Raw genomic sequence first — 22171 nt, forward strand, 5'->3', positions numbered from 1 at the left:
GGGCCGGTGGTGCATTCGCGCCAGGGGCTTGAGGAGCTGGAGCGCCACGTGATGGTCTGAGGCCGGCGGTGGGGCAGCGACGCACGGACCAGCGCTCTCGCGGCAACCCAGCCCTCAGCCTTTGTCCTTCCCCTTTGTTCAACGGCTGCCGGACCGCTTCCGGCGATTGCAACCCCATGGAGACAAGATGTTCAAGCTGACCCCTCTTTCCCGCGTGCTCGCGGGTGCTGCGCTGATCGCGGTGTTGCCGCTGAACGCCGCTGCCCAGGCCAAGGACCCCATCAAGGTGGGTCTCGTGTCGTCCAAGTCGGGCGTGTTCGCCCAACAGGGCGAAGAAGTCATTCGTGGCGTGAAGTTCGCCGTGGAGGAAGCCAACGCCAAGGGCGGGATCGACGGGCGCAAGGTGGAACTGGCTGAGGGTGACGACGAAAGCACGCCCGATGCCGGCCGCCGTGTTGCCGAGAAGCTGGCCCGCGAAGGCCACAGCCTGCTGATCGGTGCGATCCCGTCCAACATTTCGCTGGCCATCGCACAGAGCCTGGAGCGCTGGGATGCGGCCTACTTCGCGGTGGCCTCCAAGTCCGACAAGCTCACCGGCGACACCTGCCGCCCGCGCAGCTTCCGCACCGTGCATTCGGATGCCATGGACATCGCCATGATCAACGAATGGGCCAAGAGCCTGAAAGACAGCAGCTTTGCCGTGCTGGCCGCCGACTACGCCTGGGGCCGCGATTCGGGCGAATCGTTCAAACGCGCTATCGAAGCCTCGGGCAAGAAGGTGCCGCTGAGCCTGTACGTGCCGCTGGGGACCAAGGACTTTTCGCCCTACATCGCGCAGCTCAAGGCCGCCAATGTGGACGCCATCTGGGTGGCCGAAGTGGGGCGCGATGCGACCGCCTTCATCAAGCAGGCCGAGGAATTCGGGTTAATTCCGAAGACCAAGATCATCGGTCACGCGCTGGTGCAGAACTTCATCATCAATTCCACCGGCAAGGCGCTCGAAGGCACGGTCGGCAACACGGCCTACACGCCCGATATCGACAATCCGCGCAACAAAGCCTTCGTCGATGCCTGGAAGGCCAAGTTCAACCGGCTGCCGACCGACAACGAAGGGCAGGCCTACAACGGCGTGCAGGTGATGTTTGAAGGCGTCAAGCTGGCGGGCAGTGCCAAGCCGGGCGACGTGAGCAAGGCTTTGCGGGGCGCGCAGCTTGACACCGTGTATGGCAAGGTGACGCTGCGCGCAGCGGACAACCAACTGGTGCTGCCCAACTATGTGGGCCGAGCCAAGGTGGTGGACGGGGTGCTGCGACCGGTGGTGGAGCAGGTCTTTCCGGCATCGCTGACGCCCGCGCCTTCCGCGCTCTGCAAGATGTGAACGAACGATCTCCCGGGCCCCCGTCCCGGGGGTGAACGAGGCGCTGCGGTGTCGCTGGAGCGCGGCCCGTCAGGCATGCCGGCGCGGCAGCTGGCGCTCAGCGCTCCACGCCCATGCGGTCCAGCAGGTCGGACACCAGTTCCAGCCGCAGCAGCGGGTTGTCCAGCGCCATCAGCCGCTGCTTGAGCTCGGCCGGCGCGGGCAGCAGCTCGGTCCAGCGGTTGGCGACCCAGCCGCAGTCGTCCCACTGGTAGGGCGGCTGCAGTGGCAGTTCGTTCACGGCCTGCGGCTCGCGCTCGCGCAGGTTGGCCAGCACGCGCTGCAGGGCATCGCGCGTGCTGCGCAGGTGCTCGGGCACGGCGACGGCGGGTTCGGCCGCATCGAGCTGCACGTCGGCGACCCATAGCCCGTGGGGCAGCTTGTGGCTGCTGGTGATGCGGAAGCGCTGCTGGCCCCGGCAGTGGATGAGCATGAGGCCAGCTTGCGGGCGCGCCACCTGCTCGATGCGTGCGAGCGTGCCCACTGGAAAGAAAGCCTCGCGCGCGAAACCATCGGGGGCCTTGGGGTCGGCACGGCGGACCTCGCTGCCTTCGGACAGGCAGACCACCCCGAAGGGCGCACCGGCTTCGTGGCAGCGCCGGATCATGTCCAGGTAGCGCACTTCGAAAATGCGCAACGGCATCCAGCCACCTGGGAACAGGACGGTCTGCAGCGGAAACAGGGGCAGGTGGGTGAGGCTCAGGGGCGCGCCGGAGCGGCCCTGGGCGGGCGCTTCACTCAATCGGTGACCACCGCGTCGGCGCTCTGGCGCTGCAGCATCGCCAGGGTGTTGGCCACGGTGCTGCGCAGCTCGCGGCGGTCGCAGATGAAGTCCACCGCGCCCTTGGCCTGCAGGAACTCGGCACGCTGGAACCCTTCGGGCAGCTTCACACGCACGGTGTTTTCGATCACGCGCGGGCCGGCGAAACCGATCAGTGCCTTGGGCTCGGCGATCACCACGTCGCCCACGAAAGCGAAGCCGGCACTCACACCACCCATGGTCGGGTCGGTCAGCACGCTGATGTAGGGCAGGTTTTTCTTGGCCAGGCGCGTGAGCGCGGCGTTGGTCTTGGCCATCTGCATCAGCGACAGCAGGCCTTCCTGCATGCGTGCACCGCCGGTGGCGGTGAAGCAGACGAAAGGCACCTTCTGGGCGATGGCTTCTTCGACGCCGCGCACGAAGCGCTCGCCGACCACCGAGCCCATGGAGCCGCCCATGAAGTCGAACTCGAAGCAGGCGGCCACCAGGCTGATGCCTTGTACCGCGCCGCCCATGACGATCAGGGCGTCGGTTTCGCCGGTGGTTTCCAGGGCTTCCTTCAGGCGCTCGGGGTACTTGCGACTGTCCTTGAACTTCAGCGCATCCACGGGCAGCACTTCCTGCGCCAGTTCGTAGCGGCCTTCGGCGTCGAGAAAGGCGTTCAGGCGTGCACGGGCACCGATGCGGTGGTGGTGGCTGCAATGCGGGCACACGTTCTGGTTCTTCTCCAGATCGTTCTTGTAGAGCACGGCTTCGCAGCTCGGGCACTTGATCCACAGGCCTTCGGGCACGCTGCGGCGCTCGGCCGGGTCGGTTTGCGTGATCTTGGGCGGCAGCAGTTTTTCAAGCCAAGACATCAGATTTCTCCTTAACGACGGTGGATTAGACCACGGTGCCTGGCCCCGGGCCAGCCCGGGCGGATCGTCCCGCGAGGCCGGCGGGCGCCGGCTCTCGGGGCAGGCCGGGCTCAGGCGTCCAGCGCCTTGCGGATGGTGCGCAGGAAGTTGGTGGCCACCATGCCCACCTTTTCAAAGGGTTCGTTCTCGATCAGCTGAATGATCTTGCTGCCGATCACGACCGCATCGGCCGTCTGGCCGACGGCCTTGGCGGTTTCCGCGTCGCGGATGCCAAAACCGACGCCGACGGGGATGCGCACGTGCTGGCGGATGCGCGGCAGCATGGCCTCGACCTGGCCCACGTCCAGCGTGCCGGCACCGGTCACGCCCTTGAGCGACACGTAGTACACATAGCCGCTGGCCACGCGCGCCACCTGCGCCATGCGTTCGTCGGTGCTGGTCGGTGCGAGCAGGAAGATCAGGTCCAGGCCGGCTGCGCGCAGTTCGGCCGCGAAGGCTTCGCATTCTTCGGGCGGGTAGTCGACCACCAGCACCCCGTCGACACCGGCCGCCACCGCATCGCGCACGAAGGCGCCCGTGCCGTGCTTCTGCTCGTAGCGTTCGATCGGATTGGCGTAGCCCATCAGCACCACGGGCGTGCTGTCGTCGTCCTTGCGGAACTCGCGCACCATGGCCAGCACCTGGGTCATGCCGATGCCCAGGGCCAGCGCGCGGTCGCCGGCCTTCTGGATCACCGGCCCATCGGCCGACGGATCGGAGAAGGGCACGCCGAGCTCGATCACGTCGGCACCGCCCTCGACCATGGCATGCATCAGCCGGGGCGTGATGTCGACGTAGGGGAATCCGGCGGTGACAAAGGGGATCAGCGCCTTGCGGTTCTGCGCTTTCAGCGCGTTCAGGGCGGTTTCGATGCGGCTCATGCCTGGCCACCTTTCACGGTATGACCGCGCATGGACGGGCGGTCGTAGAAATCCACGCCGGAGAGGTCGGCCACGGTGCCGATGTCTTTGTCGCCCCGGCCGGACAGGTTCACCAGCACCGATTGCGTGGGGCGCATGGTTTTGGCCAGTTTCATGCCGTAGGCCACCGCGTGGCTGGATTCCAGCGCCGGAATGATGCCTTCGGCGCGGCACAGGTAGTGGAAGGCTTCGAGCGCTTCCTGGTCGGTGATGCCGACGTACTCGGCCCGCCCGATGTCCTTGAGGAAGGCGTGTTCGGGGCCGACGCCGGGGTAGTCGAGACCGGCGCTGATGCTGTGCGTCTCGGTGACCTGGCCGTTGTCGTCCTGCAGGATGTAGGTGCGGTTGCCGTGCAGCACGCCGGCGCTGCCGCGCTGCAGCGAAGCCGAGTGCTTGCCGCTGTCCAGGCCCTCGCCAGCGGCCTCGACACCAATGAGGCGTGTGGCCGGGTAGGAGATGTAGGGGTAAAAGATGCCCATGGCGTTGCTGCCGCCGCCGACGCAGGCGACCACCGCGTCGGGTTGCTCGCCCGTGCAACCGGCCTCCTGAAGCATCTGCGGCATTTGCACCAGGCATTCGTTGCCAATGACGCTCTGGAAGTCACGCACCATCATCGGGTACGGGTGCGGGCCGGCCACGGTGCCGATGATGTAGAAGGTGTTGTCGACGTTGGCCACCCAGTCGCGCATGGCTTCATTGAGCGCGTCCTTGAGGGTTTTGCTGCCGCTTTCCACCGGCACCACGGTGGCGCCGAGCAGCTTCATGCGGTAGACATTGGGGCTCTGGCGTTTGACGTCTTCGCTGCCCATGTAGACCACGCACTCCAAGCCGTAGCGGGCGCAGATGGTGGCGGTGGCCACGCCGTGCTGGCCAGCACCGGTTTCGGCGATGATGCGCGGTTTGCCCATGCGCTTGGCAAGCATGGCCTGGCCGATCACGTTGTTGATCTTGTGCGCGCCGGTGTGGTTGAGGTCTTCGCGCTTGAGGAAGATCTGCGCGCCGCCGGTTTCGCGGCTCATGCGCTCGGCGTGGTAGACCGGGCTGGGCCGGCCGACGTAGTGGGCAAGTTCCTTGCGGAATTCGGCCAGGAATGCCGGATCGTGCTGGTACTTCGTGTACGCGGCCTTGAGCTCGTTGATCGCGTGGGTGAGCGTCTCGCTCACGAAGTTGCCGCCGTAGATGCCGAAATGGCCGCGGGCGTCGGGTTGCTGGTAGCTGCTGGTGTCCATGAAGGGTGTCCCGTTGCTGGGGCCCGGGCCACCCGTCGGATATCGAACCGGGGTCAGCCTGGGCGGGAAATCTGGGTGTCGGCTGCGCGCACGGCAGCCACGAAGGCGAGCATGAGTTCGGGGTCCTTGATGCCTTTGAGGCCTTGGCCCTGCGGGCCGGTGGCTTCGACCCCCGAACTCACGTCAACGGCCCAGGGCCGCACGAGCGTCATGCCATCGGTCACGTTTGCAGGCGTGAGTCCACCAGACAAAACGAGGCGAGAGCTGGCGTTTAGTTTGGGGTGTGACCAAGGGAAAGCAGTCCAGTTGAACGATCGGCCCGCGCCACCGTAGCCCTCCACATGGGCATCGAGCAGGAGGGCCTGCGCGGCGGCGAAGTCTTCGGCGTATTTTAGGAGATCGAAGCCATCCCCGTCGGCACCGAGTGGAATGCGTGCCGCCCGCAGAAAGGGCCGGCCGGCGGCCAGGCAATCGGCCGGGCTTTCATCGCCATGAAACTGCAACAGCGCGTTGGGTACCGCAGCCACGCCCTGGGCGAGAAATTCGGGGCTGGCGTTGACGAACAGCAGAACCGGTGTGACGAAGGGCGGTAGTCGGCGCGCGAGTTCACCCGCCCGTGCGGGCGGGACGAAACGCGGGCTTTTCGGATAGAGCACGAAGCCGACGGCATCGGCTCCGGCGCGAACCGCTGCGTCGACGTCGGACTCGCGGGTCAGGCCACAGATCTTGATGCGGGTTCGGTGTGGTGTCATGGCAGCCAGTCGAAAGCGGGTGTGCGCTCGGGCAGACCCCAGGTCGCATCGTAGACCGGGCCGAGGAAGTACAGGCCGTCCGGGGAAAACGTTGGCGCGGCCGCGTCCCGGCTGCGGGCGGCCAGCACTTCGGCCATCCAGCCTGCTGGGCGATTGCCGCTGCCGATGGCAATGAGGCAGCCCATGATGTTTCGGATCATGTGGTGCAAGAAGGCATTGGCCTCGAATTCGAACCGCCAGTAGGCGCCTCGGCGGAGGATGCGAATCTGCCGCAGGGTCTTGACGGGCGTGTGGGCCTGGCAGGCGGCCGCACGGAACGATGTGAAGTCGTGCTCTCCGATCAGGGCTTCGGCCGCCGCAGTCATGGCGGCCTGGTCCAGCGGGCGGAAGACCCAGCCGACACGCCCGGCATCGACGCTGGGACGCACCGGGGATTCGAGCAGCACGTAGGCATAGCGGCGTGCGATGGCGCTGGCACGCGCATGGAAACGGTCGGGCACGTGACGTGCCCACTGCACGGCGATGTCGGGGGGCAAAAAACTGTTGGTGCCACGCACCCAGGCGTTTTCGGGGCGCGCCAGTGGGCTGTCGAAGTGCACCACCTGCCCCAGGCCATGGACACCGGCATCGGTGCGACCTGCACACAGCGTGGACACTTCGTCAACGGCCAGCAGACGGGCCAACGCCTGTTCCAGGTGGTCCTGGACGGTGCGACCACTGGGCTGGCTTTGCCAGCCATCGTAGGCCTGGCCGTTGTAGCTCACGGCCAACGCGACACGGCCACCGCCGCTGGGCGGTGGTGGGGTGGGGGGGGCTGGGTCGGACAAGGGCCGTGTCGGGCGCGGGATCAGGTCAGGTCCGCGAGGAAGGCGCTGGCCTTGGTCTTGAGCGTGCCGGTGGCTTCAGCCAGCACCTCTTCGGCCAGCGAACGGGCGCCTTCCAGATCACCGATGGCACGGAACTCTTCGGCCAGCGACAGCTTGGTTTCCAGCGGGTTCTCTTCGGTGAGGCCCATGGGCTGCGGCTCGGGCGCCTTTTCGCCGAGATCCAGGTTGATGTCGTTCAGATCGAACGAGAGCATGTCGGCCGGTGCCGGTGTGGCCGCAGCCAGCGGTGTCGGCTCGTCGAAGCTCAGATCGGGCAACTGCGTGTCGACGGAGGTTGCCTTGGGTGCCGACGGTGGCTGGTCCAGCGGTACGGGTTCCGACGGGAAGTCGAGGTCGAAGTCCATGGGCATGGAGGCGGGGCCCAGGCGCGACGGCGGGTCCTGCGTCAGCTCGGCGGTCTGGTCGAGATCGGCCATGCCGGAAACGGCGGGGTGGGCGTTGGTGAAGTTGGTCGATGGCGCCGGGGCGGGCGCGCCGCCCATATCCAGGTCCAGGTCGAGGTCCAGATCCAGCGGGAGGTCGGCATCGTCGGCCCCGCCGGCATCGCTCGCGTTCTGCATCAGGGTGCTGGCACCGAACGGGATGGTGTTGTTGGCGATCGCGCCCTCGGCGTTGACGGCGACCTTGCTGACGGGCTGGCCGCCGGGCTGGTAGAGGGTGTTGGCCGGATCGAGTTCGCGCCCGAGTTCGCAGGCGTGTTCCCACTCGGGGCCTTGGCCCTGGGTCAGTGCAAACGCTTCGTTGGCCACGACTTCAAACGCACGGGCGTCGCGGCGTTTGGCGTAAATCTCCAGCAGCTTGCCATGGATGGCCACACGGGTGGGCGTGGCGCGCATGGCTTCTTTGAGGATTTCTTCGGCTTGCAGGTCGCGCCCGTAGGCGAGGTAGACATCGGCTTCAGCGACCGGGTCGACATCGCCCGCCGCATCCAGCTGGCTGGGTGAATACACCATCGAAGAGCCGGACGCGGTGGCCTCCGCGGTGTCAATGCGTTGACCGCCGCTGGAGCCGAAGAACGAATCGGGCTGCAAACGGCTTTCAAGGAAGGAACTGTCGACGGCCGCGGCCTTCTTGCGCTGGCGCGCTTTGTACACACCGAGCCCCGCCAGCAAAGCCAGCAGCAAGGCTGCACCGGGCAGAACCAAGGGATTTTCGGTCAATTGCGACAGGAACGAGGGTTCGGCCGCCGGCGGTGGTGCTTTGGGCGCCGGTGTCGGCACCGCAGCCGCAGGGGCTGGCGCCGGTTCGGGGGCGGCTGCGGGTTCGGCAGGTGCCGGTGCCGTCGGCGTGTCGGTGGGTTCCGCTGCTGCGGGTGCCTCGGTCTGGGCAGGGGGCGCTGGGGTGGGCTCGGTCGCGGCGGTCGCCGGTGCCGCAGGCGGCGTCACGGCATTGAGCTTGGCGAGTTCTTCCACGTTGCGCGACAGTTCCGCGACCCGGGTGGCGCTGTCCTGACTCTGGCGCTCTTCGGCGATCTTGGCCTCAGGTGCCGAGGCCGCAGGCGATTGAGGCTTGCTCAGCGTCAGCTTGTCCTGGGTGGGCGCTGCCGGCTGGGTTTCACGGACTTCGGCTTCAATGCGGCCGCTCGCTTGGCGGTCGGCTGTTGCCACGCTGGCCTGGGGCACGGTTTGGGCCACGCGACGGCGGAACTCGTTAAAGTCCCGGCTCTGCGCCGCAATGATCTGACGGGCTTCCGGCTGCGGAACCGATCCGGCGGTGCTCGCGTCCGGCATGTCGAGCACGGCGCCAGCACGCACGCGGTTCACGTTGCCCCCGATGAACGCATTGGGGTTGGCGCGGAGCATGGCGACCAGCATCTGGTCCAGCGAGACGCCGTCCGAACGGTTCGCGTTGGCGATGCGTCCGGCGGTATCCCCGGGCTTCACGCGCACTTGTGCTGCCTGGGCGGCCACTGGCGCTGGCGGTGTTGCTGCCGCACGTTCAGCCGGTTGCGGCGTAGGGACTGGGGGCCTGACGGTCGGTGTCGCTGGCTGGGTGGCCGGGGAGTGCGTCGGCGCAGGAGCAGAAGCGGGCGGCAGCGTCACGCTCGGCGGCATTGGGGCCGGCGCCGGGGCAGGACGGAGATTCGGGGGGTCGAACAGCAGGGTGTAGTCGCGCACCAGCCGACCGCTGGCCCACTGGGCTTCCAGAATGAGGTCCATGAAGGGCTCGTTCACGGGGCGGCTGGTGTGCAGGCGCAGATAGGCGCGACCATCGGGGCGACGCTGCAGGCTGATTTGCAGGTCGGCCAGGGCGGCGCTGATTTCCATGCCTGCGGCCCTGAAGGCATCGCTGGGCGCCAACTGGACACGCAGGCTGGACGCCTCTTCGGCGTTGATTTCGGGAACGTCGACCTCGGCGCGCAGCGGCTCGCCCAATGCCGATTGCACAGCGATGCGGCCCAAGGCCAGAGCGTGGGCGTCCAGTGGCTGCAAAAGTGTGGTGCCCAGAATCACCGCCGTGGCCACCGCATGCAACCGGGCAAGACCACTCGAACCGGAGATAGGCTGGGACCCGGCAGGCAGGGATGGGGTTGAACGGGTCATGATGGGCACAGAAACCTCGACGTTATATACCGTGAATTGACCATAACATCAACGCATTACGGTGACAAGCTGAGAAACCGCTTGAGTTTCCGGCCTCGCTTCTGAACGTGACTTTCCTGTGGTTCTGTAACGACAAAGCCGGGTGGTCCCGACTTTGCCGATACAGCGCAAGAGGGCGGTTCAGGCCTCAAGCAGGATGCGCAACATGCGGCGCAAAGGCTCGGCAGCTCCCCAGAGCAACTGGTCGCCGATGGTAAAGGCCCCCACGTACTCGGGCCCCATCGCCAGCTTGCGGATACGGCCGACCGGAATGCTCATCGTGCCGGTCACGGCGACCGGTGTCAGATCCTTGACAGTCGCTTCCCGGGTATTCGGCACCACCTTGGCCCACGGGTTGTCGGCGGCGATCATGGCTTCGATATCGGCCACCGGCACATCCTTCTTGAGCTTGAACGTCAGGGCCTGGCTGTGGCATCGCATGGCACCGACACGGACGCAGAAACCGTCGACCGGGATCGGCGCCGAACCGAAGTCCTCGCCCAGACCCAGGATCTTGTTGGTTTCGGCCATGCCCTTCCATTCTTCCTTGGACATGCCGTTGCCCAAGTCCTTGTCGATCCAGGGAATCAGGCTGCCACCCAGCGGTACGCCGAAGTTGGCGGTCTCGGTGCTGCTGAGGCTGCGCTGCTTGGCAATGACCTTGCGGTCGATTTCGAGGATGGCACTCTTGGGATTGTCCAGCAGGGCCTTCACCTCGGCGTTCAACGTGCCGTATTGCGTGAGCAGCTCGCGCATGTGCTGGGCGCCACCGCCCGATGCGGCCTGGTAGGTCTGGGTGGACATCCACTCGACCAAGCCAGCCTTGTACAACGCGCCCACGCCCATCAGCATGCAAGAGACGGTGCAGTTGCCGCCGATCCAGTCCTTGCCGCCTTGGGCCAGGGCGTTCTTGATCACTGGCATGTTGACCGGGTCAAGCACGATGACTGCGTTCTTTTCCATGCGCAGGGCGGAGGCCGCATCGATCCAGTGGCCCTTCCAGCCGGTGGCACGCAGCTTGGGGTAGACCTCGTTGGTGTAGTCACCGCCCTGGCAGGTGACGATGATGTCGCAACGCTGGAGGGCGGCGATGTCGTTCGCGTCCTGCAGAGTGGCCTCGTTCTTGGCCATGGCCGGGGCTTGGCCGCCGGCGTTCGAGGTGGAGAAAAACAGCGGTTCGATGAGGTCGAAATCGTTTTCTTCGACCATGCGATCCATCAATACGGAGCCGACCATGCCGCGCCAGCCGACCAGACCAACCAACTTGCTCATTTACTAACGCCCTTTCAAGTGAAGAAACAGGTCACAACCGGACCGACTTGCCCCGGCTCGTCCGGCCGGGGAGGGCGCACGACGATCCGGAGCTGGGTCAGCCCTTAATGGTCGTGGTTTTGGTGGAGATTGCGCGCGCAGCCACGCCCGTCTTGGCGACGAGGGCGTTGTTCAGGGGGAACCGGCGGGTGGCAAACATGCCGGAATTGTAGCGGAATCAGCCTGTGGTGCGGTTGACATGGCGGGCCACACCGAGCCCTGCGTTTGTGGCGAGGGAGCGGTACGATGGCGGCCCGTCTTCCAAGGAAAACCGTCCCATGTACCTTGCTGCCCAAGGGGTCGTCCTGCTGGTCGCCCTGATCCACGTTTACATCCTCGTGCTGGAGATGTTCTTCTGGGACAAGCCGCGGGGCATGAAGGCCTTCGGCCTGCAACCCGAGTTTGCTACAGCGACCAAGGTGCTCGCGGCCAACCAGGGGCTTTACAACGGCTTCTTGGCTGCGGGGTTGTTCTGGGGGTTGTGGCAGGGCGCGCAGGGTCTGGCGGTACAGGTCTTTTTCCTGCTCTGCGTGCTGGTGGCGGGCTTGTACGGGGCGGCCACGGCGAGCCGGCGCATCCTGTTTGTGCAGGCCTTGCCGGCGGGTATGGGCCTTTTGCTGTTGGCTCTGGCCCGATGAATCTCGGGGTTGAGGGCGCTGCAAGCACAGCGCCCTCAACCCCCTGGGAGATCAGGCCAGGGCCTTCACGACCGCATCACCCATCTGTGCGGTGCCGACCTTGGTCGTGCCTTCGCTCCAGATGTCGCCGGTGCGCAGGCCCTGGGCCAGCACCTTCTGCACGGCGGCCTCGATACGCTGGGCAGCCTCTTCCTGGTTGAGCGAGAAGCGCAGCAGCATCGCCGCCGACAGGATGGTCGCCAGCGGGTTGGCGATGCCCTTGCCCGCGATGTCGGGTGCGCTGCCGTGGCTGGGCTCGTACAGGCCCTGGTTCTTCACGTTCAGTGAAGCCGAGGGCAGCATGCCGATGGAGCCCGTCAGCATGGAGGCTTCGTCGGACAGGATGTCACCGAACATGTTGCCGGTAACGACGACGTCGAAGGCCTTGGGCGCCTTGACCAACTGCATCGCGGCGTTGTCGACGTACATGTGCTGCAGCTCGACATCGGGGTACTGGGCGTGCACCTCGATCATGGTGTCCTTCCAGAACTGGAAGGTCTCCAGCACATTCGCCTTGTCGACCGAGGTCACCTTCTTGTTGCGCTTGCGTGCGGCCTGGAAGGCGACGTGGGCGATGCGCTCGATCTCCGGCTTGGAATAACGCATGGTGTCGAAGGCCTCGGGCGCGCCCTTGAACTCGCCGTCCGGGGCCTCGCGGCGGCCCCGCGGCTGGCCGAAGTAGATGTCGCCGGTCAGCTCGCGAATGATGAGGATGTCCAGACCCGCCACCAGCTCGGGCTTGAGGCTGGAGGCATCGACCAGTTGCTCGTAGCAGATCGCGGGGCGGAAGTTGGCGAACAGGCCCAGGTTCTTGCGCAGGCCCAGGATGGCCTGCTCGGGGCGCAGCGGACGGTCCAGCTTGTCGTACTTCCAGTCGCCGACGGCGCCGAACAGGATGGCGTCGGCTTCCTTGGCCAGCTTGAGCGTGGACTCGGGCAGCGGGTGCCCGTGCGCGTCGTAGGCGGCACCGCCGACCAGGGCCGACTCCATCTCGAACTTCAGATCCAGTGCGTTGAGGACCTTGACCGCTTCGGCGACGATTTCGGTGCCGATGCCGTCACCGGGAAGAACTGCGATTTTCATGAGAGAGCTTCAGAGTGGGTTGGTTTGTTCGAGGTTGCCGTGGAACCGGCTTTGCCGGGCCACAGGCAACGCCCCCTTGAGGGGGTGACGCCGAAGGCGGCGCGGGGGTGTTACATCGTTTTCGCCAGCCAGGGCTTGGTCGCCAGGCGTTCTTTTTCGTACGCTTCGATCTTGTCCTTGTGGCGCAGGGTCAGGCCGATGTCGTCCAGCCCGTTGATCAGGCAGTACTTGCGGAAGGCGTTGACCTCGAAGGGGATCTCCTCGCCCTGGGGCTTGATGATGACCTGGCGCTCCAGATCGATGGTCAGGCTGTAGCCGGGGAAGGCATACACCTCGTTGAACAGCTGGTCCACCTGGGCTTCGCTCAGCACGATCGGCAGCAGGCCGTTCTTGAAGCAGTTGTTGAAGAAGATGTCGGCGTAGCTGGGCGCGATGATGGCGCGGAAGCCGTACTGGTCGATGGCCCAGGGCGCGTGCTCACGGCTGGAGCCGCAGCCGAAGTTGCGGCGCGTGATCAGCACCGAAGCGCCTTTGTAGCGCGGCTGGTTCAGCACGAAGTCCGGATTGGGCTTGCGCTGGCTTTCGGGCACGCCCGGCTGACCAGGCTGGTCGAGGTAGCGCCACTCGTCGAACAGGTTGGGACCGAAGCCGGTCTTGCGGATCGACTTGAGAAACTGCTTGGGAATGATCGCGTCGGTGTCGACGTTCTCGCGGTCCATGGGGGCCACGAGGCCCTGGTGAATGGTGAATGTCTGCATGGTGATGGTGTTCAGTTGGTCGCGCCCTTGACGGCGTCGCCGGCTTTCTCCAGCCCGGAGCCGACCGCTTGGCCGGCCGCTTTGCCGCCTTCCACGGCCTTGTCCTTGACCTCGACGGCGGTGTCGACCACAACGTCTTTGACCTCAATGGCCTTGTCGACCACCTTGTCCTTGACTTCGACGGTCTTGTCCTTGACGACGTGCGCGTCGTGTTTGACGCCTTGCACGGTGTGGCTGCTGCAGGCGGCCAACGCGGCCAGCGTGGCGGCGGCGATCAGGTAGGCGACGGGCTTGAGCGTGGGCATGGGATGACTCCTGGCAAAGGGTTCAGGGTGAAAACTCAGGCGATGGTGCGCACGTCGATGAAATGGCCGTGGATCGCCGCGGCGGCGGCCATCGCGGGCGAGACGAGGTGGGTGCGGCCACCGGCGCCCTGGCGGCCTTCGAAGTTGCGGTTGCTGGTGGAGGCGCAGCGCTCGCCCGGCTCCAGCCGGTCGGCGTTCATGGCCAGGCACATCGAACAACCCGGCTCGCGCCACTCGAAGCCGGCGGCCTGGAAGATCTCGTGCAGGCCTTCGCGCTCGGCCTGGTCCTTCACCAGGCCGGACCCGGGAACCACCATGGCCAGCTTGATGTTTTTGGCGACCTTCTGGCCCAGCTTCTTCACGACGGCGGCCGCTTCGCGCATGTCTTCGATGCGGCTGTTGGTGCAGGAGCCGATGAAGACCTTGTCGACAAAGATGTCGGACAGCGGCTTGCCGGGTTCGAGCGCCATGTAGGTGAGCGCGCGCTCCATGGCACCGCGCTTGCTGGCGTCCTTTTCTTTCTCGGGGTCGGGCACGCGCGCGTCCACCCCCAGCACCATTTCGGGCGAGGTGCCCCAGGTGACCTGCGGCAGGATCTGGGCGGCGTCCAGCTCGACCACGGCGTCGAAGTGGGCGCCTTCATCGGAGTGCAGCGTCTTCCAGTAGGCGATGGCCTGGTCCCATTCCACGCCGGTAGGTGCCAGTGGTCGGCCCTTGACGTATTCGATGGTCTTTTCGTCCACCGCCACCAGACCGGCGCGCGCGCCACCTTCGATGGCCATGTTGCAGACCGTCATGCGGCCTTCCATGCTCAGCGAACGGATGGCGCTGCCGCCGAACTCGATGGTGTAGCCGGTGCCACCGGCGGTGCCGATCCGGCCGATGATGGCCAGCACGATGTCCTTCGCGGTCACGCCCTTGGCGACTTGGCCCTCGACCTTGACCAGCATGTTCTTCGCCTTCTTGGCCAGCAGCGTCTGCGAGGCCATCACGTGCTCGACCTCGGAGGTCCCGATGCCGTGCGCCAGCGCGCCGAAAGCCCCGTGGGTGGAGGTGTGCGAGTCGCCACAGACCACGGTCATGCCGGGCAGGGTGGCGCCATTTTCCGGGCCGATCACGTGCACGATGCCCTGGCGTTTGGACATGAAGGGGAAGAACGCGGCGGCGCCGAACTCGGCGATGTTGCTGTCCAGCGTGGTGATCTGTTCCTTGCTGATGGGATCGGTGATGCCGTCGTAACCCCGTTCCCAGCCAGTGGTTGGTGTGTTGTGGTCGGCGGTGGCGACGATCGAGCTGACGCGCCAGACCTTGCGGCCGGCCTGGCGCAGGCCTTCGAAGGCCTGCGGGCTGGTCACTTCGTGCACCAGGTGGCGGTCGATGTAGAGGATGGACGTGCCGTCTTCCTCGGTGTGGACGACGTGTTCGTCCCAGATCTTGTCGTAGAGCGTGCGTGCCATGGGGCGGGGTTCTCCTGTGGGGCTTGAAATTCTAGGTCGGGCTGGCGGTGTCGGCGCTGCGTGCGGACAGGTGGTCCACCAGCAGGCGGGCGCTGACCGGCAGGCTGGAAAAATCGCGGGCCGCCAGATCGATGCGGCGCGTGGCCCAGGTGTCGGTGAGCGGTATGGCGGCCAGTTCGCCCACGCCGTGCATGAGCTCGAACGCGCGTTGTGGCATCAGGCCGACGCCGAGGCCGTTGTGGATCATGCGGCACATGGCGTCCAGGCCCGTGACCCGGATGCGCAGGCGGATGCTGCGGCCTTCGCGCAGGGCGGCCTCGTGCATGGCGCGGTAGATCGAGCTGTTGGCGTGCAGGCCCACGTGGTCCCAGTCCAGGCTGGCGGCGAAAGGCAGCTTGGTGTGCCCGGCCAGTGGGTGGGTGGTCGGGACGATGAGCACCAGCCGGTCCTGGCGGTAGGGCCGTGTCTGCAGAGCCAGGGCCTGCGCGTCTTCGCCCACATGGCAGATACCCAGATCGGCCGCGCCTTCCTGCACCGCGCGCAGCACCTCGGTGGACAGGTGTTCCTCCAGATCGATCTTGATCGCGTCATGGGCGCGGATGAAGGCGCCCAGATCTTCTGGCAGGAACTGCACGATGGCCGAGATGTTGGCGTGCACACGCACGTGGCCGCGCACACCATGGGCGTATTCCGACAGCTCGCCCTGCATTTTGTCGAGGCTGAACAGCACTGAACGGGCATGGTGGAGCAGGCTCTGTCCGGCCGGGGTGGGGGTGACGCCACGTGCGTGGCGTCGGAGCAGAGGCGTGCCGACTGTGGTTTCCAGATCCGACAGGCGCTTGCTGACCGCTGACGGCGCCATGAACTCGGTCTCAGCGGCTTTGCCGATGCTGCCGCGCTCACACACCGCCACGAACAGTTGCAGTGTGGTGAGGTCGAGTCGGCGGGTGAAGGCGCGGTCGGGAGTGTTCATGGAGAGTCATCGCGTTTGAAGATGACTTTACTGATTTTCCTTCTTTTGATTTTGTTTTTCCATCGTGATTTGCGATGTTAGACCCCGCAAAAACAAAACCCGCCAGCGGCGGGTTTTGTGGGGCAGAAGCGGATCAGCGTTTGAACGAAGCCGGCACGTCGCGGCGGATCGAGCCGGTGAACAGCTGGCGCGGACGGCCGATCTTGTACTCGGGGTCGGCCAGCATCTCGTTGAGCTGGGCGATCCAGCCCACGGTGCGGGCCAGCGCGAAGATGCCGGTGAACAGGCTGACCGGGATACCGATGGCGCGTTGCACGATGCCGGAGTAGAAGTCGACGTTCGGGTAGAGCTTGCGCTGCACGAAGTAGTCGTCTTCCAGGGCGATCTTTTCCAGTTCCTTGGCCAGCTTGAACAGGGGATCGTTTTCCAGGCCCAGTTCGGTCAACACTTCGTTGCAGGTTTCCTGCATCAGCTTGGCGCGCGGGTCGTAGTTCTTGTAGACGCGGTGGCCAAAGCCCATCAGCTTGACGCCGCTGTTCTTGTCCTTGACCTTTTCCATGAACTCACCGACCTTGGCGACACCGCCCTGACGCTGGATGTCTTCCAGCATGTTCAGGCAGGCTTCGTTGGCGCCGCCGTGCGAGGGGCCCCACAGGCAGGCCACACCGGCCGCGATGGCGGCGAAAGGATTGGTGCCCGACGAGCCGCACAGGCGAACGGTGGAGGTGGAAGCGTTCTGCTCGTGGTCGGCGTGCAGGATGAAGATGCGGTCGAGCGCGCGCTCCAGCACCGGGTTGACCTGGTATTCCTCGCAAGGCGTGCCGAACATCATGCGCAGGAAATTGCCGGCGTACGACAGGTCGTTCTGCGGATACATGTAGGGCTGGCCGATGCCGTACTTGTAGGCCATGGCCACCAGCGTGGGCATCTTGGCGATCAGGCGGATCGCGGCGATGTGGCGGTGTTCCGGGTTGTTGATGTCGGTGCTGTCGTGATAGAAGGCCGAGAGGCCACCCACCAGACCGGTCAGCACGGCCATGGGGTGGGCATCGCGGCGGAAGCCCCGCAGGAAGAACTGCATCTGCTCGTTGACCATGGTGTGGTTGATCACGAGCTTGTGGAAGTCGGCGCGCTGCGATTCGTTGGGCAACTCGCCGTTGAGCAGCAGGAAGCAGGTGTCGAGGTAGTCCGCCTGGGTGGCGAGCTGTTCGATGGGGTAGCCACGGTACAGCAGTTCACCCTTGTCGCCGTCGATGTAGGTGATGGCCGATTGGCACGACGCGGTCGACAGGAAGCCGGGGTCGTAGGTGAACATGCCGGTCTGCGCGTACAGCTTGCGGATGTCGATGACGTCCGGGCCGATGTTGCCGGCATAGACCGGCAATTCGACGCTGGGGCTGCCGTTGGAGAACGACAGGGTGGCTTTGTTGTCGACGAGTTTCATGCGGATTCCTTTGTCGGAGGGCTTAAACAGGGTTGCGGGCAGATCGCAGCAGGCCCAGCACCTGCGCGACGTCGTCCTGGGCGATGGCATCCTGGGGCTCTTTCCGCCCGAGCAACAGATCGAGCAGATCGTTGTCGGACAGATCCATGAGGACTTCCAGGGCTTGCGCCTGACGGACGGTCAAGCCAGATTCGTGCCTGGCGAAGAAGCGCTCGATGAACAGATCGTTCTCGAGCAGGCCGCGCCGGCAACGCCACCGGAGCTTGCTCAGGGCGCGCTCGTCCAGAGGGCGGTCGGTGGCGTTGTGGTCGCTCATGCCGGTTCTCGGTGGGCCGGATGGGCGCTCAGACGGCGCGGCGGACCATCAGTTCCTTGATCTTGCCAATGGCCTTCGTGGGATTGAGGCTCTTGGGGCAGACGTCCACGCAATTCATGATCGTGTGGCAACGGAACAGTCGGTACGGGTCTTCGAGGTTGTCCAGACGCTGGCTCGTGGCGTCGTCGCGGCTGTCGGCGATGAAGCGGTAAGCCTGCAGCAGGCCGGCGGGGCCGACGAACTTGTCGGGGTTCCACCAGAAGCTCGGGCAGCTCGTCGAGCAGCTCGCGCACAGGATGCACTCGTACAGGCCGTTGAGCTCTTCGCGCTCTTCCGGGCTCTGCAGGCGCTCGCGCTCGGGCGGCGGGGTGTCGCTGATGAGGTAGGGTTTGATGCTGTGGTACTGCTTGAAGAACAGCGTCATGTCCACGATCAGGTCGCGCACCACCGGCAGGCCGGGCAGCGGCTTGAGGACGATGTCGCCCTTGAGCGTGTTCAGGTTGGTCAGGCAGGCCAGACCGTTCTTGCCGTTGATGTTCATCGCATCGGAGCCGCACACGCCTTCGCGGCAGGAGCGGCGGAACGACAGCGTGGGGTCCACGGCCTTGAGCTTGACCAGCGCGTCCAGCAGCATGCGCTCGGTACCGTCGAGTTCAAGCTCGATGGACTGCATGTACGGCTTGGCGTCCTTGTCCGGGTCGTAGCGGTAGATCTTGAAAGTGCGTTTGGCCATTTTTCAGGTTCCTTTTCTTCTCGCTCGTGTCCGGTCAGAAGGTGCGGGGCTTCGGGGGAACGGTCTCGGCCGTCAGGGGCTTCATGCGCACGGGCTTGTAGTCCAGGCGGTTGCCGTCCTTGTACCAGAGGGTGTGCTTCATCCACTCGGCGTCGTTGCGGCCCAGCGGGCAGGTCGGGTGGGTGACGTCGTGTTCGTAGTCGCGCACCAGGTGGGCGCCGCGGCATTCCTTGCGGGCCGCCGCGCTTTCCATCGTGGCCTGGGCCACTTCCATGAGGTTTTCCACTTCCAGCGCTTCGACGCGGGCGGTGTTGAAGACCTTGGAGTTGTCCTTGAGGCCGATGTTGCCGATGCGCTCACGCAGGGCAGCGATCTTCTTGACGCCTTCGTCCATCGATTCCTGGCTGCGGAACACGCCGGCATGCGCCTGCATGATGCTGCGCATGTCGTTGGCCACATCCTGGGCGTACTCGCCGTCCTTGCAATTGTCCAGACGGGCCAGGCGGGCCAGCGTGGCATCGGCGGCGTCGGCCGGCAGGGGCTTGTGTTCCCGCTGGGGGTCGACGTTGGCGATGATGTGGTTGCCGGCAGCCTTGCCGAAGACCAGCAGGTCCAGCAGCGAGTTGGTGCCCAGGCGGTTGGCGCCGTGCACGGACACGCAGGAGCATTCGCCCACGGCGTACAGCCCGTTGATGGGTTTGTCCTCGCCATTCACGCTCTGCACCACCTGACCGTGGATGTTGGTCGGGATGCCGCCCATCTGGTAGTGGATGGTCGGCACCACCGGAATCGGTTCCTTGGTGATGTCGACGTTGGCAAAGTTGTGGCCGATTTCTTCCACCGAGGGCAGGCGCTTGCGGATGGTTTCGGCACCCAGGTGGTCCAGCTTCATGTGGATGTAGTCCTTGTTGGGACCACAGCCACGACCTTCGAGGATTTCCTGGCCCATGCAGCGCGAGACGAAGTCGCGCGGCGCCAGATCCTTCAGCGTGGGCGCGTAGCGCTCCATGAAGCGTTCTCCGTTGCTGTTGAGCAGGATGGCGCCTTCGCCGCGGCAGCCTTCGGTCAGCAGCACGCCCGCGCCAGCCACGCCGGTGGGGTGGAACTGCCAGAACTCCATGTCCTGCAGCGCGATGCCGGCGCGGGCCGCCATGCCCAGGCCGTCGCCGGTGTTGATGAAGGCGTTGGTCGACGACTGGAAGATGCGGCCAGCACCACCGGTGGCCAGCAGCACCGTCTTGGCTTCGAGCACGTACAGGTCGCCGGTTTCCATTTCGAGCGCGGTCACACCCACCACGTCGCCTTCGGCGTCACGGATCAGGTCCAAGGCCATCCATTCCACGAAGAACGTGGTGCGGGCCGACACGTTGGCCTGGTACAGGGTGTGCAGCATGGCGTGGCCGGTGCGGTCGGCCGCGGCGCAGGCGCGCTGCACCGGCTTCTCGCCGTAGTTGGCCGTGTGGCCGCCGAACGGACGCTGGTAGATGGTGCCGTCGGGATTGCGGTCGAACGGCATGCCGAAGTGTTCGAGCTCGTACACGACCTTCGGCGCTTCACGGCACATGAATTCGATCGCGTCCTGGTCACCGAGCCAGTCGGAGCCCTTGACGGTGTCGTAGAAGTGGAATTCCCAGCTGTCTTCGCTCATGTTGCCCAGCGAAGCGGACACGCCACCTTGGGCGGCGACGGTGTGCGAGCGGGTCGGGAAGACCTTGGAGAGCACGGCGACCTTCAGGCCGGCGCGCGCCAGTTGCAGCGAGGCACGCATGCCGGAGCCGCCGGCCCCGACGATCACCACGTCGAACTTGCGTTTGGAAAGGGATGCTTGGGCGGACATGGATCAGAGTCTCCAGAGAACTTGAACAGCCCAGCCCAGGCAGGCGACGAGCCAGACGATGGTGAAAACATGCAGGACGAGACGGATGCCGGCAGGCTTGACGTAGTCCATCCAGATATCGCGCATGCCGATCCAGATGTGGTAGGCCAGGGCCACGAACACGGCGAAGGTCAGGGCCTTCATCCACTGGGGCGAGAAGATGGCGGCCCAGCCTTCGTAGCCCAGGGGGCCGCTGGTCAGCAGCACCTTGGCCAGCACGATGAAGGTGAGCAGGGCGAACAGGGCGCCCGTGATGCGCTGGGCCAGCCAGTCGCGCAGGCCGTAGTGGGCGCCGGTGACGACGCGCTTGGAACCGTAGTTGACGGACATGTGGGTGTTTCCTTCCGACGCAGGGTTCAGTACAGACCGAACAGCTTGGCGCCCAGCACCACCGTCAGGCCGATGCTCAGAACCAGGGTGAAGAGGGCCGAGGACTTGCCAAATTCCTTGCTCACGGCGTGGTTCACGTCCATGTACAGGTGGCGCAGGCCGGCGATCAGGTGGTGCAGGTAAGCCCAGATGATGGCCAGCACCACCAGCTTGACGAGCACGCCGGGCACGAAGCCGATGCCGGCGCTGAACGCAGACTGGAACACGTCGTGCGAGATCTCCGAGGACACGGAGGTGTCGAACAGCCAGACGATCAGGGGCAGCAGCAGGAACATCAGGGCGCCGCTGACGCGGTGCAGGATCGACACCCAGCCGGCCGGCGGCAGCCGGTAGGTGGTGAGGTCCTTGATGGCGTTGATGTTGCGGAACTCGGGCCGCTTCTGTGTCAACTCAGGCATGGTGGGGCTTTCTTCCGTATGCGCGGAGACGGTGGGGGGCAGGGATGTAACTCGTTGGTAACTCGGACCACGGGCCGGCAAATTCTATTGCAATGCACCATGCCCGGCACTGACATCGGCCGGATTGCTCAAGCATTCCGCTCGGGCAAGGGGCTTCTTCAGCTCAGTTCGTTGAAATAGTGGCGTGTTTCCGTTCGATACAGGCCGCGCCGCAGTTCCATGGGCACGTCGTTGTAGGTGAAGGCCAGGCGTTCGACGCTCAGCAGTGGATGGCCGGGCTGGATGCCCAGCAGGCTGGCGGCGTCGGCATCGGCGGCCACGGCCTTGAGCTTTTCCTGGGCCCGCACCATGCGCACGCCGAAGGCGGTTTCGAACAGGGCGTACATCGGGCCCATGTCGCCGGCGAGGGTTTCCTGGGTCAGGCCCTTGAACGGGGTGCCTGGCAGCCAGAGGTCTTCCAGGATGGCGGGTGTGCCCTCAAAGGCGAGCACGCGGCGGACCTGGATCACCGCATCGCCCGTGCGCAGGCTGAGCTGACGCGCCACCTCGGCCGGCGCACGCAGGCGGCGGCATTCGATGATGCGGCGTTCGGCCGGGCCCTGGCTGTCGCGCGTGCCGGCGTCGGGCAGCAGGCGCAGGAAGCGGAACTGCACATGCTGTTCCGCGTGGGTGGCCACGAACGTGCCCTTGCCCTGGCGCCGAACCAGCAGGTTGTCGGTCGCCAGCTCGTCGATGGCCTTGCGCACGGTGCCCTGGCTGACGCGAAAACGCGCGGCCAGTTCGAATTCGCTCGGGATCATGTCGCCGGGCTTCCATTCGCCGGCCTGAAGGCTGCGCAGGATCAGCGTCTTGATCTGCTGGTAGAGCGGACTGAATGCCGGGGTGGGGGGCAGGCCGGCCTCGGGGCTGGCAGCTTCAGCCAGCGGCAAGCCGTCCGGGGTGGACGGTTCCGGTGTGAGGCCAGGAGTGGGCGGGTTGGGGGCGGGCATGCGTGGGGGCGGTCCGGT

Annotated in this window: 22 protein-coding genes; 2 read left to right on the forward strand and 20 right to left on the reverse strand. The window is 65.6% G+C overall.

Annotated features, from left to right (window positions below; genetic code table 11):
* Positions 1–187: 187 nt before the first annotated feature.
* Entirely contained in the window at positions 188–1378 is a 1191-nt protein-coding gene (locus tag QQK43_RS05705) for an ABC transporter substrate-binding protein (protein WP_234263631.1), read from the forward strand.
* Positions 1379–1475: 97 nt separating this feature from the next.
* Here QQK43_RS05705 and QQK43_RS05710 read toward each other — a convergent pair whose 3' ends face one another.
* The 8 genes from QQK43_RS05710 to asd all read right to left on the reverse strand — a co-directional run bounded on the left by QQK43_RS05710 (position 1476) and on the right by asd (position 10715).
* Entirely contained in the window at positions 1476–2159 is a 684-nt protein-coding gene (locus tag QQK43_RS05710; protein WP_234263630.1) for an LON peptidase substrate-binding domain-containing protein, read from the reverse strand.
* Positions 2156–3034: an acetyl-CoA carboxylase, carboxyltransferase subunit beta gene (accD, locus tag QQK43_RS05715; RefSeq protein ID WP_284307035.1), complete on the reverse strand. Its 879-nt coding sequence runs from the start codon at positions 3032–3034 to the stop codon at positions 2156–2158. Before accD ends, QQK43_RS05710 begins: the two co-directional genes overlap by 4 nt.
* Positions 3035–3144: 110 nt before the next feature.
* Positions 3145–3954: a tryptophan synthase subunit alpha gene (gene trpA / locus QQK43_RS05720; protein ID WP_284307036.1), complete on the reverse strand. Its 810-nt coding sequence runs from the start codon at positions 3952–3954 to the stop codon at positions 3145–3147.
* The gene (gene trpB, locus QQK43_RS05725) at positions 3951–5222 is read right to left on the reverse strand and encodes a tryptophan synthase subunit beta (protein WP_284307037.1); all 1272 of its coding nucleotides are present in this window, start codon (positions 5220–5222) and stop codon (positions 3951–3953) included. The genes trpA and trpB overlap by 4 nt, the downstream gene beginning before the upstream one ends.
* 53 nt (positions 5223–5275) lie before the next feature.
* Positions 5276–5974 (reverse strand): phosphoribosylanthranilate isomerase, encoded by a 699-nt coding sequence (locus QQK43_RS05730; protein WP_284307038.1) that lies wholly within the window; start codon positions 5972–5974, stop codon positions 5276–5278.
* Positions 5971–6801 carry a tRNA pseudouridine(38-40) synthase TruA gene (gene truA / locus QQK43_RS05735; RefSeq protein WP_284307039.1) on the reverse strand — a complete coding sequence of 277 codons (831 nt, stop codon included), beginning with the start codon at positions 6799–6801 and terminating at the stop codon, positions 5971–5973. Before truA ends, QQK43_RS05730 begins: the two co-directional genes overlap by 4 nt.
* Positions 6802–6821: 20 nt before the next feature.
* The gene (locus QQK43_RS05740) at positions 6822–9404 is read right to left on the reverse strand and encodes a FimV/HubP family polar landmark protein (protein WP_284307040.1); all 2583 of its coding nucleotides are present in this window, start codon (positions 9402–9404) and stop codon (positions 6822–6824) included.
* Positions 9405–9584: 180 nt separating this feature from the next.
* Positions 9585–10715, reverse strand: a complete 1131-nt coding sequence (asd, locus tag QQK43_RS05745; protein WP_234263623.1) for an aspartate-semialdehyde dehydrogenase — start codon at positions 10713–10715, stop codon at positions 9585–9587.
* 317 nt (positions 10716–11032) lie between these two features.
* Here asd and QQK43_RS05750 point away from each other — a divergent pair, with 317 nt between their 5' ends.
* Positions 11033–11392, forward strand: a complete 360-nt coding sequence (locus QQK43_RS05750; protein ID WP_284307041.1) for a DUF1304 domain-containing protein — start codon at positions 11033–11035, stop codon at positions 11390–11392.
* A gap of 51 nt (positions 11393–11443) precedes the next feature.
* Here the strand turns inward: QQK43_RS05750 and leuB are convergent, their stop codons facing one another.
* The 12 genes from leuB to QQK43_RS05810 form a co-directional block, all read right to left on the reverse strand.
* On the reverse strand, positions 11444–12514 hold the full coding sequence (leuB, locus tag QQK43_RS05755) for a 3-isopropylmalate dehydrogenase (protein ID WP_284307042.1): 1071 nt from the start codon (positions 12512–12514) through the stop codon (positions 11444–11446).
* A 110-nt stretch (positions 12515–12624) separates the two neighbouring features.
* On the reverse strand, positions 12625–13272 hold the full coding sequence (gene leuD / locus QQK43_RS05760) for a 3-isopropylmalate dehydratase small subunit (RefSeq protein WP_284307043.1): 648 nt from the start codon (positions 13270–13272) through the stop codon (positions 12625–12627).
* Positions 13273–13283: 11 nt separating this feature from the next.
* Positions 13284–13577 (reverse strand): hypothetical protein, encoded by a 294-nt coding sequence (locus QQK43_RS05765; protein WP_284307044.1) that lies wholly within the window; start codon positions 13575–13577, stop codon positions 13284–13286.
* Between the two features lie 35 nt (positions 13578–13612).
* Positions 13613–15034, reverse strand: a complete 1422-nt coding sequence (gene leuC / locus QQK43_RS05770) for a 3-isopropylmalate dehydratase large subunit (RefSeq protein ID WP_284307045.1) — start codon at positions 15032–15034, stop codon at positions 13613–13615.
* A gap of 31 nt (positions 15035–15065) precedes the next feature.
* Positions 15066–16007: a LysR family transcriptional regulator gene (locus QQK43_RS05775; protein WP_284307046.1), complete on the reverse strand. Its 942-nt coding sequence runs from the start codon at positions 16005–16007 to the stop codon at positions 15066–15068.
* A 133-nt stretch (positions 16008–16140) separates the two neighbouring features.
* On the reverse strand, positions 16141–17451 hold the full coding sequence (locus QQK43_RS05780) for a citrate synthase (protein ID WP_284307047.1): 1311 nt from the start codon (positions 17449–17451) through the stop codon (positions 16141–16143).
* 22 nt (positions 17452–17473) lie between these two features.
* Complete coding sequence (locus QQK43_RS05785) at positions 17474–17767, reverse strand: FAD assembly factor SdhE (protein WP_234263614.1); 294 nt, start codon at positions 17765–17767, stop codon at positions 17474–17476.
* A 28-nt stretch (positions 17768–17795) separates the two neighbouring features.
* Complete coding sequence (locus tag QQK43_RS05790; protein WP_234263613.1) at positions 17796–18500, reverse strand: succinate dehydrogenase iron-sulfur subunit; 705 nt, start codon at positions 18498–18500, stop codon at positions 17796–17798.
* Positions 18501–18534: 34 nt separating this feature from the next.
* Positions 18535–20337, reverse strand: a complete 1803-nt coding sequence (gene sdhA, locus QQK43_RS05795; RefSeq protein WP_234263612.1) for a succinate dehydrogenase flavoprotein subunit — start codon at positions 20335–20337, stop codon at positions 18535–18537.
* 3 nt (positions 20338–20340) lie between these two features.
* The gene (gene sdhD, locus QQK43_RS05800; RefSeq protein WP_234263611.1) at positions 20341–20706 is read right to left on the reverse strand and encodes a succinate dehydrogenase, hydrophobic membrane anchor protein; all 366 of its coding nucleotides are present in this window, start codon (positions 20704–20706) and stop codon (positions 20341–20343) included.
* Positions 20707–20732: 26 nt separating this feature from the next.
* Positions 20733–21164, reverse strand: a complete 432-nt coding sequence (gene sdhC, locus QQK43_RS05805) for a succinate dehydrogenase, cytochrome b556 subunit (protein ID WP_284307048.1) — start codon at positions 21162–21164, stop codon at positions 20733–20735.
* Between the two features lie 158 nt (positions 21165–21322).
* On the reverse strand, positions 21323–22153 hold the full coding sequence (locus QQK43_RS05810) for a GntR family transcriptional regulator (protein ID WP_234263609.1): 831 nt from the start codon (positions 22151–22153) through the stop codon (positions 21323–21325).
* Positions 22154–22171 lie beyond the last annotated feature (18 nt).

The sequence above is a fragment of the Hydrogenophaga electricum genome (genome assembly GCF_030160815.1).
Lineage (GTDB): Bacteria > Pseudomonadota > Gammaproteobacteria > Burkholderiales > Burkholderiaceae_C > Hydrogenophaga > Hydrogenophaga electricum.